The following is an 18,097-nucleotide window of genomic DNA, read 5'->3' as shown; positions in this document are numbered from 1 at the left end:
GGGTGAACCGCCGGCCGTCCGGTTGACCGCCGTCGCCCGTCCGGGGAGTTCCGTGACTCCCCGGCGGGTGCGCGGGTTGAGCCTGCGTCGACGTGCGCACCACGCACCGCGCACGGCGGACCCGATCGCCCACCGCACACCCCGACCGCCCACCGCACCGAGCACCCGAGGGGCAGCACGACCCGATGACCGGACCCGACGTGACCGTGGTGGTCGCGGTCTACAACACCATGCCCTACCTCACCGCCTGCCTGGACTCGCTGGTCGCCCAGACCCTCGCCCCCGGCCGGTTCGAGGTCGTGGTCGTCGACGACGGCTCCACGGACGGTGGCGAGGCCGTGCTGGACGACTACGCGGCCCGCCACCCCGGCCTCTTCCGGGTGGTGCACCAGCGCAACTCCGGCGGCCCGGCCGCCCCCACCAACCGGGCCCTGGCACTGGCCCGCGGCCGCTACGTGCTGTTCCTCGGCGCGGACGACTGGCTCGGCGACGAGGCCCTGGAGCGGCTGGTGACGGTGGCCGACGCGTGGGACTCGGACGTCGTCGTGCCCAAGCACGTCGGGGTGAACGGCCGGCTGGTGCCGCAGGGGATCTTCCACGCCAGCGCCGAGTCCGTCGGCTTCGCCGACTCGGCGCTCGCCTGGGCCCTGTCCGACACCAAGCTGTTCCGCCTCGACCTCATCCGGCGGCACGGGCTCTGCCGCGACGAGGGGCTGAAGGTCTTCTCCGACCAGCCGTTCACCCTGGAGGCCTGCCTGCGGGCCGGGCGCGTCTCCGTCCTCGCCGACTACGACTGCTACTTCCTCGTGCTGCGCGAGGACCGCGGCAACGTCACCGAGCGCGCCTCCGTCCTGGACCGGCTGCGCGGCATCGCCGCCCTCCAGCAGGTCGCGGCCGACCTCGCCGAACCGGGGGAGGAACTCGACGCGATCCGCGCCCGCAGCTTCGCGTGGGACGTGCCGCGCCTGCTCCGGGACGGCTTCCTGCTCCTCGACGACGACGTGCAGCACCGCGTCTGCGCCGAGGTCGGCCGCCTGGTCGACTGCTTCGGCGCCCGCGAGGTCTTCCACCGGCTGCCCGTCCCGGACCGGCTGCGCCTCGAACTGGCCGCCGCCGGACGGCCGGAGGCGCTGCGCGACCTGATCCGCTACGAGGCGGCGCACGGCGAGCCGCCGGCGGTCGTCGAGGGCCGCCGCCACTACGCCGGCTACCCGGCCTTCCGGGACGGCCAACTCGGGCTGCCCGACGAGCTGTTCCTCCTGCGGGAGACGGCCGAGGCGGCGGACCCTGCGCCACCGCCGCCCAACCTCGCCCAGCAGCTGTGGCGCGGCATCGTCCCGGAGCACCTGCGCCGCGGCCTGCGGCGCTCCCCGGTGTGGCGCCGGCTGGCCAACTCGGTGAACGGAGGCCGGGGATGAGCGGGACCGGGCAGGGCGGGACGGGGCGGGGCGGGACCGGGCAGGACGGGACGGGGCAGGGCGGGACGGGGCAGGGCGGGCTGGACGTCTGCGTGGTCGGCCTGGGCAAGCTCGGCCTGCCGCTGGCCGTGCAGTTCGCGCTCAAGGGCCACCGGGTGACGGGCGCCGACATCGCGCCCCGGGTGGTCCGGTCCGTCAACCGGGGAGTGCCTCCGTTCCCCCGTGAGGAGGGTTTGGACGAGGCCCTGAAACGGGTCGTCGCCGAGGGGATGTTGACCGCGACGACCGACACCACCACCGCCGTCGCCGGGGCGGAGGCCGTCGTCCTGGTGGTCCCCCTCGTCACCGCGGCCGACGGCACGCCGGACTTCGCCCTGCTCGACGCCGCCACCGACGCCGTCGCCGCCGGGCTGCGCCGGGGCGCGCTCGTCAGCTACGAGACCACCTTGCCGGTCGGCGTCACCCGCGGCCGCTGGGCGCCCCGGCTGGCGGCCGGCTCCGGGCTGGCCGCCGGGGCGGACTTCGCGCTGGTCTTCAGTCCGGAGCGGGTGCGCACCGGCCGGGTCTTCGCCGACCTGCGGCGCTACCCCAAGCTGGTCGGCGGCGTCGACGCGGCGTCCACCCGGCGCGGCGCCGAGTTCTACCGCGCCGTGCTGGACTTCGACCCGCGCCCCGACCTGCCCCGGCCCAACGGCGTCTGGGAGCTGGCCTCGGCGGAGGCGGCCGAGTTCGCCAAGCTCGCCGAGACGACGTACCGGGACGTCAACATCGCGCTGGCCAACCAGTTCGCGCGGTACGCGGACCGGATCGGCGTCGACTTCGCGGCCGTCGCCGACGCGTGCAACTCGCAGCCGTACAGCCACCTGCACCGGCCGGGCATCGCGGTCGGCGGGCACTGCATCCCGGTCTACCCGCGGCTGTACCTGTGGAACGACCCGACGGCGACGGTCGTCCGGGCCGCGCGCGCGGCCAACCTGGAGATGCCCGGCTATGCGGTCGGGCTGCTGGACGGCGCGCTCGCGGGCGGCGTGGCCGGGCAGGGCGTGCTGGTGCTCGGCGCGTCGTACCGGGGCGGCGTCAAGGAGACGGCGTACTCGGGGGTGTTCCCGCTGGTCGAGGCGCTGGCGGCGGCGGGTGCGCGGCCGTACGTCGCCGATCCGCTGTACGACGGGGACGAACTGACGGCGCTCGGGCTGCCCCCGCACGCCGGGGAGCCGGTGGCGGCGGCGGTGCTGCAGGCGGACCACCCGGAGTACCGGGAGCTGGGGCCGGAGGACCTGCCGGGGGTGCGGGTGCTGCTGGACGGGCGGCGGTGCACGGATCCGGAGCGGTGGGCGGCACCGGGGGTGCGGCGGATCGTGCTGGGCGGGGCGTGAGGGGGCCGGGTGGGGCGTGAGGGGGCCGGGCGGGGTGTGAGGGGGGGCTGGGTGGGGTGTGAGCTCAGCCGTCGGGGGCGCGTGATCGCGGGGCGCGCCCACGCTCGCGCTGCCCAGCGGGCAGACTGGCGGGGTGAGCGACGAAGCCTTCAGCGGGACCGGCCCCGGGGTCAGGTTCACCGCGGCCGATGAGGAGAAGAGACGCGGCGTCCGCCGGATGAAGACCATCGCGACCGGCCTGCTGGCCTTCGCGACCCTGGTCTTCGCCCTGTCCACGTGGGCCAAGGCGGCCGGCGCAGGCGCCTGGGCCGGGTACGTGGCGGCCGCCGCGGAGGCGGGCATGGTCGGCGCGCTGGCCGACTGGTTCGCGGTGACGGCGCTGTTCCGCCGCCCGTTCGGCCTGCCGATCCCGCACACCGCGATCATCCCGACGAAGAAGGACGCGTTCGGCCGCTCGCTCGGCGACTTCGTCGGGGAGAACTTCCTCTCCGGCCAGGTGGTCCGCGGCCGGCTCGCCGCCCTCGGCATCGGCCGCCGGCTGGGGGAGTGGCTGGCCGCGCCGGGCAGCGCCGAGCGGGTCACCAAGGAGGCGTCGGCGGCGCTGCGCGGCGTGCTCGCGGTGCTGCGCGACGACGACGTGCAGGCGGTCGTCGGCGAGGCGGTCACCAGGCGGGCGGCGGCCACGTCGGTGGCCGAACCGATGGGCCGGATGCTGGGCAAGGTGGTCGCGGACGGCGGGCACCACGGCGTGGTCGACCTGGTGGCCGTCCGCGCGCACGGCTGGCTGACGGCCAACCACGAGGAGGTCGTGCAGCGGGTCACCCAGAAGACGCCGGGCTGGACGCCGAAGTTCATCGACCACCAGGTCGGCGAGCGGGTCTACAAGGAGCTGATGCGGTTCGTCACCGACATCAGGGACGACCAGGACCACCCGGCCCGCGGCGCGATCGACAAGTTCCTCGCCGACTTCGCCACCGAGCTCCAGACGGACCCGGAGACCATCGCCCGGGTCGAGCGGGCCAAGGTCGAGATGCTCGCCCGCCCCGAGGTGCAGGACCTGATCGCCTCCACCTGGGCGGCCGTCCGCACGCTGGTGCTGAACGCGGCGGAGGACGAGGACAGCGAACTGCGCCGGCGCATCCGCGACGGCGTGCGGCGCCTCGGCGCACGCCTGGCCACGGACGCCAAGCTCCAGGCCAAGGTAGACGGCTGGCTCCAGGACGCGGCCCGGTACCTGGTCGACACGTACCGCACGGAGATCACCTCGCTGATCTCCGAGACGGTGGCGGGCTGGGACGCCGACGACGCGTCGCGCAAGATCGAGGCCAACGTGGGCCGCGACCTGCAGTTCATCCGCATCAACGGCACGGTGGTCGGAGCCCTGGCCGGCCTGCTGATCCACACGGTGGCGGTGTCCCTGGGCGGCTGACCGGGGACCTTCCCGCGCTCCGCCCAGGCCCCGTGCCTCTCCTCGGCTCCAACCTCGCGTTCCTCTTCCCCCTCACCTCGGTCTCCCCGCAGCCCTCCGGCCCTTCCCGCCGACGGCCCCCTATCCTTGGCGACACAGCGAACGCGCGTAGAGCAGCAGGAAAGAAGGGAACGACCGTGGTCCAGCCGGACGGAAGTCGGATCGGAAACCCCACCGGGGCCCGGGGCATCGAGGCGTTCATCGCCGGCATGCCCAAGGCGGAACTGCACGTCCACCACGTCGGCTCGGCCTCGCCGCGGGTCGTCGCCGAACTGGCCGCCCGCCACGCCGGGCAGTCGAAGGTGCCGGCCGATCCGGCGGCGCTCGCCGAGTACTTCACCTTCACCGACTTCGCGCACTTCATCGAGGTGTACCTGAGCGTCGTGGACCTGGTCCGCGATGCCGAGGACGTCCGCTCGCTCACCTACGGCGTCGCCGAGGACATGGCGCGCCAGAACATCCGGTACGCCGAGCTGACGATCACCCCGTATTCCTCGGTGAAGCGCGGCATCCCGGAGGTCGCCTTCATGGAGGCGATCGAGGACGCCCGCTTGCGCGCCGAGAAGGAGCTCGGCGTCGTGCTGCGCTGGTGCTTCGACATTCCGGGCGAGGCGGGCCTGGAGGCCGCCGAGGTCACCGCGCGGCTCGCGACGGAGCTGGCGCCGGAGGGCCTGGTGAGCTTCGGCCTGGGCGGTCCGGAGATCGGTGTGCCGCGCCCGCAGTTCAAGCCGTACTTCGACCGGGCGCGCGCGGCCGGTCTGCGCTCCGTCCCGCACGCCGGTGAGACGACCGGCCCGGAGACGGTGTGGGACGCGCTCCGGGTGCTGGGCGCCGAGCGGATCGGCCACGGCACGCAGTCCGTGAAGGACCCGGCGCTGCTGGACTACCTGGGCGAGCACCGGATCCCGCTGGAGGTCTGCCCGACCTCGAACATCGCCACGCGCGCGGTGGAGCGGATCGAGGACCACCCGATCAAGCAGATGGTGGACGCCGGGCTGCTGGTCACGATCAACAGCGACGACCCGCCGATGTTCGGCACGGACCTGAACACCGAGTACGCGGTGGCGGCGCGGCTGCTGGGCCTGGACGAGGCGGGCGTGGCCGGGCTGGCGCGCAACGCGGTGGAGGCGTCGTTCCTGGACCAGGCCGGCAAGGCGCGGCTGGCCGGCGAGATCGACGCGTACCTGGCGGGGTGGCAGGGCTAGTTCCCCGCGTTCTCCCTGCGTTTCCCCTGGTGAACCGCCCCGTCGGCCTCGGTCGGCGGGGCGGTTCCGCGTTGTTCGGCGCCATGTTTCCGGGGGTGGTGCTTACATGGCGCCAAAGTGGTGCCATTAATCGCTCGACATGGCGCCACCCCCGTGCCATAGTTGAGCCATGGACCTCACGCCGTACGTCGAAAACCTTCGGAACGAGCTCGCGGTGGCCGCGGGCACGGGCGGGGAAGAAGCCCGTGCGCTGGCCGAGCGGCTGACGCTGCCGCTGGAGTCGGCCGTGCGGCTCACGCTGCTCAACGCCCTGTCGGCCGCCACGAGTGAGATCACCCGTGAGCTCGCGCCGGGCTCGGTGGACGTGCGGCTGCGCGGCACGAACCCCGAGTTCGTGGTGAGCGTGCCGCCGAGCAGTGACGCCTTCCCGCACGAGGTGGAGCCGGTCGCGCCGCCGATGGCGCCATCACTGGCGCCACTGGCGCCGCCCGTGGCGTCGGAGTCGGACGAGGGCGGCACTGCCCGGATCAATTTCAGACTCCCGGCCCACCTCAAGACGAGGGCCGAGGATGCCGCCGGGCAGGAGGGCCTGTCGCTCAACGCCTGGCTGGTCCGGGTCGTGGCGGGCGCGCTGGAGGGCGGCGAGCCGGTCGCGAGGCCGGCCGTCCAGCCCCAGCCGCAGTCCCGGCGCGGCCGGGGGCAAGGGTTCACCGGCTGGGTCCGGTAACGCTTCTCCGCACCACCCGTACGGCCTGCACTGCTTCACACCATCAACGTCACCCCCGCTCCGACCAGCGGGAACAGCCTTCGAAGCCAAGAGGACGGGACAGCCATGCCCACGTACGAGACCAACGGCCCGATCACCGCCGTCATCGAGTTCGACATCGCCTCGGTGCGGATCCGCGCCGGCAAGCGCACCGACGTCGTCGCCGAGGTGACGCCGTCCAACTCCGCCGTCGAGCTGGACGTCAAGGCCGCGCAGCAGACGAAGGTCGACTTCGCCGGGGGCCGGCTCACCCTGAAGGGCCCCCGCAAGCGCAACGTGTTCGGCCGCGTCGGCTCGGTCGACGTCCTGATCGAGCTGCCGGCCGGCTCGGAGGTCGACGGTGACGCCCCGCTGGCCACCTTCGTCACCGAGGGCCCGCTCGGCGACTGCCGGGTGAAGACCTCGCTCGGCCGGATCCACGTGGACAGCGCGGCGAACGTCTGGCTCAAGACGGACAGCGGGGACGTCCGGCTGGGCTCGGCCGACGGCGACGCGGAGGTCTCCGGCCTCGGCCGGATCGAGATCGGCACGGTGCTCGGCGCGCTGACGGTCAAGAACAGCACCGGCGACACCGAGGTCCGCGAGGTCCACGGGGAGCTCAAGGCCAACGCCTCCTTCGGCCGGATCGAGGTCGGCACCGCGCACGCCGGGGTGGACGCCAAGACGGCGCACGGCCCGATCCGGATCGGCCGGGTGGAGCGCGGCCTGGTGTCGCTGCAGACGGCCCTCGGGGAGCTGGAGGTCGGCATCGCGGAGGGCACGGCGGCCTGGCTGGACGTGCACAGCAAGCACGGCCGGCTGCGCAACGAGCTGGGCGCGACGGAGGGTCCGGGCGAGGCCCGCGAGACCGTCGAGGTCCGGGCGCAGACCGAAATGGGCGACATCACCGTCCGGCGGGCGTGATGGCGGCGATCTCGGCGGTCGGACTGACCAAGGCGTACGGGGAGAAGGTCGTGCTGGACGGCATCGACCTGGAGATCGCGGCGGGCACGGTGTTCGCCCTGCTGGGGCCGAACGGCGCCGGCAAGACGACGACGGTGGAGATCCTCTCCACACTGATTCCGGCGGACGGCGGGGTGGCCCGGGTGGCCGGGCACGACGTCGTCCGCGAGGGGGACGGAGTCCGGGCGGCGATCGGGGTCACCGGGCAGTTCTCGGCGGTGGACAACCTGCTGACGGCCGAGGAGAACCTGATGCTGATGGCGGACCTCAACCACCTCCGCCGTCGGGAGGGGCGGAGGCGGGCGGAGGAGCTGCTGCGGCGGTTCGACCTGACGGAGGCCGCGCGGAAGCCGGTGTCCACCTTCTCGGGCGGGATGAGGAGGAAGCTCGATCTGGCGATGACGCTGGTCGGGGATCCCCGGGTGATCTTCCTGGACGAGCCGACGACGGGGCTGGATCCCCGCAGCCGGCGCACGATGTGGGAGATCATCCGGGGGCTGGTGGCGGACCACGGGGTGACGGTCTTCCTCACCACGCAGTACCTGGAGGAGGCGGACCGACTCGCCGACCGGATAGCCGTGCTGGACGGTGGCCGGATCGTGGCGGAGGGCACGGCCGAGGAGCTCAAGCGGATCGTTCCGGGCGGGCGGATCCGGGTGCAGTTCGCGGACGCGGGCCAACTCGATGCGGCGGCGGAGCTGTTCGACTACGCGACGGCGGACGCCGAGGGGCTGCGCCTGGACATCCCGGGCGACAACTCGGTGGTCACGGTGAAGGCGGTGCTGGACGCGCTCGACAACGCGGGCGTGCGGGCGGAGTCGCTGGTCGTGGAGACGGCGGACCTGGACGACGTGTTCCTGACGCTGACGGGGGAGGGCGCGCGATGAGTGCGACGTACGTGATGAGCGACTCGCTCACGATGCTGCGGCGGAACCTGAAGCACGCGCTGCGGTACCCGGCGATGACGTTCTCGGTCGTGCTGATGCCGGTGATGATCCTGTCGCTGTTCAACTACGGGTTCGGCGGGGCGCTGGGCGCGGGGATCGGCGGTGGGAACTACATCGACTACGTGGCGCCGGGGATCGTGCTGATGACGGCGACGGCGGGGTCGGTGGCCACGGCGGTGGGCGTCTGCGTGGATATGACCGAGGGGATCGTCAACCGTTTCCGGACGATGGCGATATCGCGGTCGGCGTTCCTGGCCGGGCACGTGGTCGGGAGCGTCATCCAGACGATGGTCGCGCTGGTGCTGGTGATAGGCGCGGCGCTGGCGATGGGGTTCCGGCCGCACGCGGGGTTCGTGGAGTGGCTGGCGGCGGCGGGGCTACTGGGGTTCGTGACGCTGGCGCTGACGTGGATATCGGCGGGGATCGGGCTGGTGTCGAAGACGCCGGAGAGCGCGAGCAACACGCCGCTGCCGCTGACGTTCCTGCCGTTCATCGGGAGCGCGATCGTCCCGCCGGATTCCATGCCGACGGTGCTGAGGTGGTTCGCGGAGTACCAGCCGTTCACGCCGATCATCGAGACGCTGCGGGGGCTGCTGATGGGGACGGAGATCGGCAGCAGCGCGTGGAGTGCGCTGGCGTGGTGCACGGGCCTGACGGTGGTCGGGTTCGTGTGGTCGAAGAAGGTGTTCTACCGGAGGTGACGGGGGTATCGCCGGTACGGCCCGGGTGACGGAGACGTCACCCGGGCCGGGGGCGTTGCTACCAGCGGTCGATGCCCATGGTGTTGGCGGCGCTGTGGATGGCGTTGTAGTGGGGGATGGACATGTCCGACTTCTTGTCCTTGGGCGGGAGGTTCTTGTCCTTGGCGCGGAACTCGTCCCGGGCGGAGGCGAGGAGCGAGGTGCCGTAGGAGACGGGGACGTCGGGCTTGCCGTGGACGGGGTGGGACTTGGCGGCCGTCTGGCTGCCGGCGTTGGCGAGGATGTTGCGGGCCTGGTTGTAAGCGGCGGCCTTGACGGTGGAGGGGTTGCGGGTGGAGGAGGAGACGGAGGGGGTAGCGGAGGCCACCGGGGCAGCGACGACACCGAGGGCCGCGATGGTGGCGAGGGAGACGAGAACGTTTCGCATGGTCGTGTTCATGATGGCGTCGCTACCCCGTGGTTAGAGGTCGAACTCCCCGGATCGGATCGCAGCGACCAGATCCCGCCATTCGGCGGTGGTGAGTTGGGCGATGCCATCAGGAACCAGACTGCTCCGCACATAGACGGTGTCTGAGGAGACCGCTATCTCAGGGCAGCTCGCTCCATCCGGGCACGCTTCCGGCCGCTTCCAGTGAAGTGTTTCCATCAGATCTCTTTCTTGATCAGCCGTATGACATCGCGAGACTGGGCCTCCGTCAGTGATCGCTCTGTCATCGTGTTGATGATGTGGCGGTAATTCTCCAGCTGCTTCTGCTCGTGGAGGAAAGCTGGTCCGCCGACCGCGTCGAGCTGGACCGTGTCGAGTCGAGGCACCGGTCCCATCGCGTAGATGATGCCTTGCCCGGCGCCCATGAAGCCGTTGGAGCTGAAGCTGACCACCCGCAGCGTCACGTGGTCCAACTCCGAGTACTCAAGCATCTTGTCCAGCTGGCGCTTTGCTGCGTCACGTCCGCCGAACAGCATGCGCAGAGCAGCCTCGTGCACCAAAGCCGAGTAGGGCCGAGCTCCTTCGCCCATCACCAATGCCGACCGTCGAACCCGATGCTCGACACGGGCCTCCAGGAGGCGCGGTGAGAGCGGCGGGTAGAGATCCTTGAAGATTGCTCTCCCGTACTCCTCGGTCTGCATCGCTCCTGGCACATGCGAGACCTGGTACGTGCGCATTCCTCTGGCGAAATGCTCCATCTCCGCGATGTCGAGGAATCCCGTCGGCACAGATCCTCGGAACTCCTCCCACCAGCCCCGATGGCGTTCCTCGGCCATGACCCCAAGCGCCTCCACGTACTCGGCATCGCCCTCCTCGAACTCGGAGGCGAGCATGCGTACGCGGTCGGCGCTGATCGGGTAGTTCCCCTTCTCGATCTGCGTGATCTTCGTTCTGGCGAAGCCGAACAGCGCGGCAGCTTGGGCGGTCGTGCGGCCAGCGCAGTCGCGCATCTTCCGCAGCTCGGTTCCTACCCGTTCCTGCCTTGCTGATGGGGTAGTTCGTGGTGGCATGCCCCAAGCATCCATCGCGACCCATCGGAGGGTCCAGCAATCCACCGATCGAGTGAAGGCTGGTGGTAGAAGTACCCCAACATGTACCACTCATGCTCTACAGTCGGTGCTGCGCCGATCACTCGCTGGCGCGTCAAATCCCTTACACCGCTGGGAGAATCCCATGCGTAACCTCAACTCGCCCTCCCTCACGATCTCCCGTGAGGCCCTCCGCGAAGCGATGGCCAGGGCCGGATGGCCGCCCTCCGCCATCGCCGACGCCGAACTCGCGCTCGTCGAACTGATCGTCAACGCCTGGCGTCACGGCGAGACGACGTCGCCCGTCGTCCTGATCGTCTTCCTCCGCAACACCCTCCGGGTCACCGTCGCCGACCGCAGCGCGACGCTCCCTGAACCCCGGAACCCCTCCGCCCTCTCCGAGACCGGCCGGGGCCTCCAACTCGTCAAGGGCCTCACCCACCGCTGGGGCGTGGAGCCCCAGAAGCTCGGCAAGACGGTCTGGTTCGAGCTGGACGGTGCCGCGTGAACGCCCTGCATCCGATCCACCCCTCCGACCCCGCGATCCGGCACCTCACCACCCGCCAGATCATCGAGCTGATCGTCGAACTGCGATCCGAGAGCCGCGAATTCGGCCTTCTCTGGCCCTCCGCCAAACCCGGCGAGACCGCGATGAACGGCCGCGTGCTGGTGAACCTCGGCAACATCCCGGCCAGCACGCTCATCAATCTGCTGGCGCTGCTGCGCGACTACAACCGTCACCGGGGCCACCGGTGCTCGGACTGCTGATCCTGATCATCCTGGCGGCCGTCGTCGGGGCGGTCTGCGAAGCCCGGACCCGAAAGGTCCGCAGGGGCCGGTGAGGCATCCTGGTCGCCGTGAACCTCTCCTTCGCCCCGCCGCCCCCGTACGACCTCGGCCCGGACCCGGACCTCCACCTCTGGCTCGCCGAGTGGGTCGAGCTGATGCCCGACCGGATCGTCCACCTCGGATCCGACGACGGCCGCAGCCACGGCCGGTTGTGCTGGGACGTGTTGGAGCCGACCGGCCTGCTCCACCCGCACTGTGGACACTGCAAGCACGGGCACGGGGGGCCGCGGGATGTGCGGGCGATGGAGGCCGCGCTGGCGATCGTGGTGTCGCCGGAGGAGGCGCCACCGTGGATCGCCGGCACCCTCATCCGGGACCTCGTGTACCGGGGCGGGGACGGCCCGATGCGACCGGTGGCCGACGCGATCGGCCTCGGGCTGGTGACACTGCTGGGCCCGGATGCCCAGTGGCGGGCCAACGGCTCGACGGCGTACGGAGAGGAGCCGCGGGGGCGCGTGTCGTGGCGTTCGGTCACCGAGGCGACGTTCGACGCGGCGATCGTCGGGATCGGCAACGGTCACGCGGTGGTGATCGCGGCGACGGGGGAAGACTAGAAGCTGCGGAGATCGTAGAGGTAGGACTTGCCGCCCTTCCAGCTGCGCCAGGGCCCAAGGGGCGGGAACGGCTCCTCGCCACCCGTACGCCCCAGCAGTGGCCAGGAGTTGGCAATCCCGTGCGCATCGACGGTGCACCACCCCCGGTCGGGGAACCAGCGGCACCAGAGATCCAGATCGAGCCGCTTGAACGAGGGCCTGCCGTTGAAGTCGCCATCACGGAGGAACCGATACGTCAGGCCATCCACCCGCCGAACGAACTCGATCAACAAGACACCCCACCTCCTCTCCCGAAGCGCCCAAGATAACCCCCACCCCACCCGACCTCGCGCATAATTTGCACCCCCTCAAGCGGCCCGTCCGCCAGCCACCGAAGGCCCGACGCATCGCGAGAAGTCGGCCGGTCCGACTTCCTTTGCGATCCCCACACCTCGTGCGCGGCCCGACCCCCCCGGCCAACCGGTCAGCTCGGCAAGACACAGGAAGTCGGCCGGTCCGACTTCCTGCACAAGGTCGCGGGCCTCATGCACGCTGCCCGCCGCCGCTCCGAGGGCAACTGGCGCCCAGCAGACGCGGCGACCGGGCCGCTGCACGTGGCCAGAAGCCCGCCGCAGCGCAGGAAGTCCGCTGGGCCGACTTCCTGCACAATCCGCCGAAGAAGAAAGGTTCCTGCCGCCGTGGCCAAGGACACCCTGGCGCAGGAAGTCGACCCGGCCGACTTCCTACGCGGCGCTTGTCGCGGGATCCGCCCGGTGGCCCCGGCGGGGGTGCATCTGCCGTGCTGGCGGCTGGTTGCGGCCCGCGTGAGAAGTCGACTCGGCCGACTTCTCGCGCGCCTGGACGTGCCAAGGCGGAAGAAACGCTCCTGCCGCAGTGCGTGGCCAGGGCCGCCCACTGCCGGCGCCCGGCGTAGGAAGTCCGCTGAGCCGACTTCTCGTGCAACCCGCCGAAGAAGAAAGGTTCCTGCCGCCGTGGCCAAGGCCGCCCTGGCATAGGAAGTCGACCCGGCCGACTTCCTACGCGGCGCTTGTCCCGGGATCTGCCCGGTAGCCCCGGTGGGGGTGCATCTGCCGCGCTGGCGGCTGGTTGGGGGTCCGCGTGAGAAGTCGACTCGGCCGACTTCTCGTGCACCCGGACGTGTCAAGGCAGAAGAGACGCTCCTGCCGCCGTACGTGGCCAGGTCCGTCCGTTGTCGGCGCCCGGCGTAGGAAGTCGACCCGGCCGACTTCCTGTGCGATCCGCCGAAGAAGAAAGGTTCCTGCCGCGTCGGCTGAGGATGCCTTGGCATAGGAAGTCGATGTGGCCGACTTCCTACGCGGCCCTTGTCGCGGGATCTTTCTAGTGCCGCATCAGGCAACGTTCGCCCTGGTGACGACTTCGCGTAGGCGCTCGTCGGCGGCGTGCTTGTTCCGCCAGATGATGTAGCGGCGGATCATACTGCCATGTTCTTTGTGGCTGGCGTGGTCGGTGCCGTCGAGGGCGAAGCAGCGAAGGGCGGTGAACTTGGCCTCGATCCGGTTGAGCCAGGAGCTGTTGGTCGGGGTGTAGGCGATTTCCACGTTGTTCGCCGCCGCCCACGTCCCGACCCGCTGGCACTGCTTCGTCGTCAGGTGCGGCGAGTAGTTGTCGCAGACGATCGCAATACGAACGTCCGCCGGGTGCAGCGAGCGCAGGTAGCGGCAGAACTCCAGGAACTTGGAGCAGTTCCTGGTCTTCTTGACGTGGCCGTAGAGCTGGCCCTTGGCGAGGTCGTATGCGGCGAACAGGTGCCGGACGCCGTGCGGTCGGGTATAGGTGGCCCGCCGCCGGGGTCTGGGCCCGCGGTCGGGGTCCTTGCCCTTTCCGCCGCGTTCGGCCCACTGCCGGCCCGGGTGCGGCTGGAGGTTGAGCGGGCCGAACTCGTCCAGGCAGAAGACGGCTTCGGGCTCGCCCTCTTCGGGAATGACCTCGCCGTCGGCGATCGCGTAGAGGTGTTCGACCCGGGCTTTCTTGGCTGCGTAGTCGGGATCCTTCGAGGTCTTCCAGGTTTTCACGCGTTGAAACGAGACGCCCTTCTCGCGGAGCAGGACCCGAAGGCCCTCGTGGCTGATGTCGTCGACCACCCCCTCGGCGACCAGGAAGTCGGCCAGCTTGGCCAGGCTCCAGGTCGAGAACGGCAGGCCGTGCTCGGCTGGCTTCGACTTGGCGATTTTCTTGGTCTCCCGGCGCTCGGGCAGCGTGAACGTCCTCGGCCGTGCGCCCTTGTATTTCGGGCAGAGCGAGTCGAAGCCGTCGGCGTTGAAGTTGTGGATCACGTCGCGGACCCGGTCCGCGCCGGTGAACGTGACCTCGGCGATCTTCGCCACGGGCATTCCCTGGGCCGACAGCAGCACCATCCGGGCCCGCCGCCAGGTCACCACCGACCCAGTGCCCCGGCGGACGATCCGCAGCAACCGCCCGCCCTCGCCGTCATCAATCTCACGGACCCTTACTCGTTCTGCCGTGCACCAACAGCCTCGCGTCAGGAGCGGACGGGGACAGGAGCGCGTTCGGTGTGCGCTACCTGGCGCGGCGCCGCCGTAGCTCCTCCAGCCACTCTCGTACCTGCTCGTCGTTGTGCAGGTACGGCTCCTCGGGCCCCGGCCGCAAATCGATCCCGTGGAGGTGCTCCAGCGCCCACAGTGACAGGTCGTCCCATTCCAATTCGTCATCGAGGAACCAACGCCCGGCCCACCGGTCGGCTGCATCCCGGCTTACGCGTCCGTCGGCCACAGCAGAGAACCACGACTCGATCTCGTCCAGGTCTGGCTGATCTCTTCCATTCACGGCCTCACCGTATCCAGGCCAGGGCAAAGGCTGTCTGACGCGGCACCAGTGGCCCCGGCGGGGGTGAATCTGCCGTGCTGGCGGCTGGTTGGGATCCGCACGAGAAGTCGACCCAGCCGACTTCTCGTGCGCCCGGACTTGCCAAGGCAGAAGAAGCGTTTCTGCCGCCGTGCGTGGCCAGGTCCGTCCGTTGTCGGCGCCCGCAGGAGCCCGTGCCGGCGTAGGAAGTCCGCTGGGCCGACTTCTCGTGCGATCCGCCGAAGAAGAAAGGTTCCTGCTCCCTTGGCCAAGGATGCACTGGCGTAGGAAGTCGACGCGGCCGACTTCCTGTGCGGCGCTTGTCCCGGCATCTGCCCGGTGGCCCCGGCGGGGGTGCATCTGCCGTGCCGAAGGTGCACCCGAGAAGTCGGCCACGTCGACTTCCTGCGCAGACGGCTCGCCCTACGCGCGCTGCTCGGAGCGCCTCTTCGGCGAACTGGGCTCCCGAGTGGGGCCCGGTGCTCAATGGGTGCGTCGAACGGCCGTTGTCCGTCCGCTGGCCAGTGAGGTTGGCCAGCAAAAGCCCAGCGCAGCCGACCGCTTCGATAGCACACAGGAAGTCGGAGCGGCCGACTTCCCACGCATCGCAGGCCTCAACCGCGCGACCGTGCCCGCCCGGGTGCGCGGTGGCTTGCCCGCAAGGGTCGGGCGGGGCTGGCCGGCTCGGCGTGGTGCAGGAAGTCGGCCGGTCCGACTTTCCGCGCGAGCCGCGTGCCTCACTCCTGCACTGCCCGCCGCCACTCCGACGGGCTGAGTCCTCGGGCGCGCTTGAACGCGACGCTGAACGCGAAGGCGTCCTCGTAGCCGACGTCCCGTGCCACGGCCGCGATGGTGTCGTCGCCGTTCCGGAGGAGGTTCGCGGCCAGGTCCATCCGCCAGCCGGTGAGGTAGGTGAGCGGCGGCTCCCCCACCAGTGTGGCGAACCGCGCCGCGAACGCGGCCCGCGACAGCCCGACCCGTCCGGCCAGTTCGGCGACCGTCCAGCGGCGGGCCGGTTCCTCGTGCAGGAGCCGCAGTGCGTCGCCGACGGCCGGGGTCGCCAACGCGCGGAACCAGGAGGGGGATTGGGCCTCCGGCCGGGTGCACCACGCGCGGAGGGCGAGCACCAGGACGAGGTCCAGGAGGCGGTTCAGGACCGCGTCCTGCCCGGGCTCCTCCTCGGCGACCTCGGCGGCGAGCAGGTCGAGCGCGCCGCGGGTTCGGGGGCCCGCGGGTACGACGGCCAGCGGCGGGAGCATGCCCAGTAGGCGGCCGCCGAAGTCGTCGCGCAGGTCGTACGCGCCACGGAGCAGGGTGGTGGCGCCGGGTAGCCCGTCGCCGTACGTGCGCGGGGCGAGGTTCTGATGCGCCGGGCCATTGAGGTACTGCTTCACGCCGGCGCGGATCACCACCTGGGGCGGGGTGTCAGGATCGTCGGCGATCGTGTACCGGCCGGCGCCCGTGATCAGCGCGATGTCACCGGCGGTGAGCCGCACCGGGGTCGTACCCGGTTCCTCGTCGAGCCGGATCGACGCGTGCCCGCCGAGTGCCGCGATGACGGTGAGGGGCGGGGGATCGGCGAAGGTCATCGACCAGGGCGGGCGCTGCACCAGTTGCCGCGCCTGGGCGTTGCTCGCGCGGGCCCGGTGGAGGAGATCACTGAGGACGTCCATGGCGGCTCACGCTAGACGATCGCAAAGGAGACGGCGACGATCTCCCATGGATCGTCTGCCCCCAGCGGGATTTCCTGGTGGGCATGCAGACATTCCTCGTTCTCGGCGGCACGGGCACGACCGGCCGCCGCATCGCCCGCCGCCTGCGCGCCTCCGGTCACCCCGTTCGTACGGCTTCTCGCAGCGGCGGCGACGTCCACTTCGACCTTGGCGACCCGGCGAGTTGGGCGCCGGCACTGGACAGCGTCCGCGCCGCCTACCTGATGGAGCCCGACCTCCGTCCGGGCGCCGACCGCCACGAACGCCTTCCGAGGCTCGTCGCCGGAGCCGTGGCGGCGGGGGTGCGGCGCCTGGTGCTGCTCTCCGCCCACGGGGTGGGCGAGGCGGGTGACGACCACCCGCTGAAAGCCGCCGAGCAGGCGGTGCGCGAATCGGGCGTGGAGTGGACGGTGCTCCAACCCGGCTGGTTCGCGCAGAACTTCAGCGAAACGTTCTGGCTTCCGGGCATCGAGGCCGGAAACCTCGCCCTCCCCGCCGGGGACGGGCGGACGCCGTTCATCGACGCCGAGGACATCGCCGACGTGGCGGTGGCCGCCCTCACCGCCGGGGCCGGCCACAACGGCCAGACGTACCAACTGACCGGCCCCCGCCCGCTCGGCTTCGCCGAAGCCGTCGAGCGGATCGCCACCGCGACAGGCCGCCCGATCAGCTACACCCCCATCGCGCCGGAGGCGTACCTGGAACTCCTGACCGCCCAGGGCACCCCGCCCGCCGTCGCCCGCATCTTCACCAACCTGCTCATCGACATCCGCGAGGGGAGGGGCATCACCGTCTCGGACGGCGTTGAACGAGCCCTCGCCCGCCCGCCCCGCTCGTTCGAGGACTTCGTCGCCGGCAGTCGGCTCAGCCGCAATCCACGTACGCCGAGGCGACCGTGACGGGCTGGGTGCTCCCGGGGGCGGTGAGGTCGGTGAGGGGCCCGTTGGCCCACTTCGCCTCCCCGCCGAGGTCCGGCTCGGGGAACAGCCCGACCGCACAGTCCTCGCCGGCGGGGAGGGGCGTACGGACCGACTTGGCCTGCACCGGGGGCGTGATGCCGGTGATGTCGGAACCCCGAAGCTGTGACAGCGGCCCCTGCCACACGATGGCCCCGCGTCCGCCCTTTCCCGAGTACAGACACACGTTCGCCTTGGCGCACCCCTCGGCAGCCTGAGCAACCGGCCCGAACGCCAGCGGCGCGCCGAGCAGGGTGGCCGAGGTCAGGCAGACGGCGAGGGTTCGTATCCGTCGCATGTGGATCATTGCTCCCAGGATCCGTGCGGGCCCCACGGCGGGTCCGCAAAGTGTCGCCATGCTGACATGTACATCGCCGTGATTTCCCTCGATGTATCCGCGCTTTCTCCCGGTCGGCCTCGGAAGTCGAGCCGTGCACCGGTGCCCACGCATGAGAAGTCGAACCCGCCGACTTCTCGCGACTGCAGAAGGGGGAACGTTCCTGCGCCTGCCGGAAACGGTGGGCGCTGCATCAGAAGTCGATCCTTCCGACTTCTGATGCAGCGCCGCCTCGCATCCCTCGGCTGCGAGGGCTGCGAGGGCTGCGGGGGCTGCGCGAAAAGTCGACCTCACCGACTTCTCGCGCGGAGGCCGGCCGTTGCTCAGCTGCCCGCGTCGAAACGTTCCTGCTGGCTGCCGCGAGCTGAGGCGCCGGCAAGAGGCGTCATGCGCGGAAGGCCGGCTGCGTGGCCAAGTGATCCGGCCCGCGCGAGAAGTCGACCCAGCCGACTTCTCGCGCCCGGACCGCCCGGGAGACAGAACCGTTCCCGCAGCCGGCGAAGGAGCGCCTTGCGCAGGAAGTCGATG

The 18,097-nt window shown here is 71.1% G+C and carries 19 protein-coding genes; 12 read left to right on the top strand and 7 right to left on the bottom strand.

Features of this window, described 5'->3' with window-relative positions; translation table 11 throughout:
• Positions 1 to 185: 185 nt before the first annotated feature.
• From ACFVSN_RS32970 to ACFVSN_RS32935, 8 genes are all read left to right on the top strand, one after another.
• Entirely contained in the window at positions 186 to 1,418 is a 1,233-nt protein-coding gene (locus tag ACFVSN_RS32970; protein WP_380501531.1) for a glycosyltransferase, read from the top strand.
• A gap of 80 nt (positions 1,419 to 1,498) precedes the next feature.
• Positions 1,499 to 2,794, top strand: coding sequence for a nucleotide sugar dehydrogenase (locus ACFVSN_RS32965; RefSeq protein ID WP_387957322.1), 1,296 nt, complete (start codon positions 1,499 to 1,501; stop codon positions 2,792 to 2,794).
• Positions 2,795 to 2,927: 133 nt separating this feature from the next.
• Complete coding sequence (locus tag ACFVSN_RS32960; protein WP_380501529.1) at positions 2,928 to 4,223, top strand: DUF445 domain-containing protein; 1,296 nt, start codon at positions 2,928 to 2,930, stop codon at positions 4,221 to 4,223.
• A gap of 176 nt (positions 4,224 to 4,399) precedes the next feature.
• Positions 4,400 to 5,467 carry an adenosine deaminase gene (locus ACFVSN_RS32955; protein WP_380435161.1) on the top strand — a complete coding sequence of 356 codons (1,068 nt, stop codon included), beginning with the start codon at positions 4,400 to 4,402 and terminating at the stop codon, positions 5,465 to 5,467.
• 169 nt (positions 5,468 to 5,636) lie between these two features.
• Positions 5,637 to 6,194 (top strand): hypothetical protein, encoded by a 558-nt coding sequence (locus ACFVSN_RS32950; protein ID WP_380435162.1) that lies wholly within the window; start codon positions 5,637 to 5,639, stop codon positions 6,192 to 6,194.
• A gap of 105 nt (positions 6,195 to 6,299) precedes the next feature.
• Positions 6,300 to 7,136 carry a DUF4097 domain-containing protein gene (locus tag ACFVSN_RS32945; RefSeq protein WP_380501527.1) on the top strand — a complete coding sequence of 279 codons (837 nt, stop codon included), beginning with the start codon at positions 6,300 to 6,302 and terminating at the stop codon, positions 7,134 to 7,136.
• Positions 7,136 to 8,062 (top strand): ATP-binding cassette domain-containing protein, encoded by a 927-nt coding sequence (locus ACFVSN_RS32940; RefSeq protein ID WP_387591708.1) that lies wholly within the window; start codon positions 7,136 to 7,138, stop codon positions 8,060 to 8,062. Before ACFVSN_RS32945 ends, ACFVSN_RS32940 begins: the two co-directional genes overlap by 1 nt.
• Positions 8,059 to 8,823: an ABC transporter permease gene (locus ACFVSN_RS32935; protein ID WP_380501523.1), complete on the top strand. Its 765-nt coding sequence runs from the start codon at positions 8,059 to 8,061 to the stop codon at positions 8,821 to 8,823. Before ACFVSN_RS32940 ends, ACFVSN_RS32935 begins: the two co-directional genes overlap by 4 nt.
• A 58-nt stretch (positions 8,824 to 8,881) precedes the next feature.
• Here the strand turns inward: ACFVSN_RS32935 and ACFVSN_RS32930 are convergent, their stop codons facing one another.
• Positions 8,882 to 9,250, bottom strand: coding sequence for a hypothetical protein (locus ACFVSN_RS32930; RefSeq protein WP_380435166.1), 369 nt, complete (start codon positions 9,248 to 9,250; stop codon positions 8,882 to 8,884).
• 218 nt (positions 9,251 to 9,468) lie between these two features.
• Positions 9,469 to 10,320: a helix-turn-helix domain-containing protein gene (locus ACFVSN_RS32925; protein ID WP_387591704.1), complete on the bottom strand. Its 852-nt coding sequence runs from the start codon at positions 10,318 to 10,320 to the stop codon at positions 9,469 to 9,471.
• 163 nt (positions 10,321 to 10,483) lie between these two features.
• Between ACFVSN_RS32925 and ACFVSN_RS32920 the strand changes: the two genes are divergently transcribed.
• The 3 genes from ACFVSN_RS32920 to ACFVSN_RS32910 all read left to right on the top strand — a co-directional run bounded on the left by ACFVSN_RS32920 (position 10,484) and on the right by ACFVSN_RS32910 (position 11,741).
• On the top strand, positions 10,484 to 10,846 hold the full coding sequence (locus ACFVSN_RS32920) for an ATP-binding protein (protein ID WP_380435167.1): 363 nt from the start codon (positions 10,484 to 10,486) through the stop codon (positions 10,844 to 10,846).
• Positions 10,843 to 11,106: a hypothetical protein gene (locus ACFVSN_RS32915; protein WP_380435168.1), complete on the top strand. Its 264-nt coding sequence runs from the start codon at positions 10,843 to 10,845 to the stop codon at positions 11,104 to 11,106. Before ACFVSN_RS32920 ends, ACFVSN_RS32915 begins: the two co-directional genes overlap by 4 nt.
• 89 nt (positions 11,107 to 11,195) lie before the next feature.
• Positions 11,196 to 11,741, top strand: a complete 546-nt coding sequence (locus tag ACFVSN_RS32910; protein ID WP_387957261.1) for a hypothetical protein — start codon at positions 11,196 to 11,198, stop codon at positions 11,739 to 11,741.
• On the opposite strand, the gene ACFVSN_RS32905 is transcribed toward ACFVSN_RS32910, so the two are convergent.
• The 4 genes from ACFVSN_RS32905 to ACFVSN_RS32890 form a co-directional block, all read right to left on the bottom strand.
• Positions 11,738 to 12,013: a hypothetical protein gene (locus tag ACFVSN_RS32905; RefSeq protein WP_387957259.1), complete on the bottom strand. Its 276-nt coding sequence runs from the start codon at positions 12,011 to 12,013 to the stop codon at positions 11,738 to 11,740. The two genes, ACFVSN_RS32910 and ACFVSN_RS32905, sit on opposite strands and share 4 nt — an antisense overlap.
• 1,077 nt (positions 12,014 to 13,090) lie before the next feature.
• Positions 13,091 to 14,173, bottom strand: a complete 1,083-nt coding sequence (locus ACFVSN_RS32900) for an IS630 family transposase (protein WP_387957258.1) — start codon at positions 14,171 to 14,173, stop codon at positions 13,091 to 13,093.
• A gap of 106 nt (positions 14,174 to 14,279) precedes the next feature.
• The gene (locus ACFVSN_RS32895; protein ID WP_380435172.1) at positions 14,280 to 14,423 is read right to left on the bottom strand and encodes a hypothetical protein; all 144 of its coding nucleotides are present in this window, start codon (positions 14,421 to 14,423) and stop codon (positions 14,280 to 14,282) included.
• An 878-nt stretch (positions 14,424 to 15,301) separates the two neighbouring features.
• Entirely contained in the window at positions 15,302 to 16,237 is a 936-nt protein-coding gene (locus tag ACFVSN_RS32890; RefSeq protein WP_387957255.1) for an AraC family transcriptional regulator, read from the bottom strand.
• Positions 16,238 to 16,320: 83 nt separating this feature from the next.
• Between ACFVSN_RS32890 and ACFVSN_RS32885 the strand changes: the two genes are divergently transcribed.
• Entirely contained in the window at positions 16,321 to 17,175 is an 855-nt protein-coding gene (locus tag ACFVSN_RS32885; RefSeq protein WP_380435174.1) for an NAD(P)H-binding protein, read from the top strand.
• Here the strand turns inward: ACFVSN_RS32885 and ACFVSN_RS32880 are convergent.
• On the bottom strand, positions 17,141 to 17,539 hold the full coding sequence (locus ACFVSN_RS32880) for a hypothetical protein (protein ID WP_387957253.1): 399 nt from the start codon (positions 17,537 to 17,539) through the stop codon (positions 17,141 to 17,143). The genes ACFVSN_RS32885 and ACFVSN_RS32880 overlap by 35 nt on opposite strands.
• Positions 17,540 to 18,097: the final 558 nt, after the last annotated feature.

The sequence above is a fragment of the Kitasatospora sp. NPDC057904 genome, assembly GCF_042887925.1.
In the GTDB taxonomy this organism is placed as follows: Bacteria; Actinomycetota; Actinomycetes; order Streptomycetales; family Streptomycetaceae; genus Kitasatospora.
The sequence above is the reverse complement of the archived record's forward strand: the minus strand, read 5'-3'. Positions and strand labels throughout refer to the sequence as shown.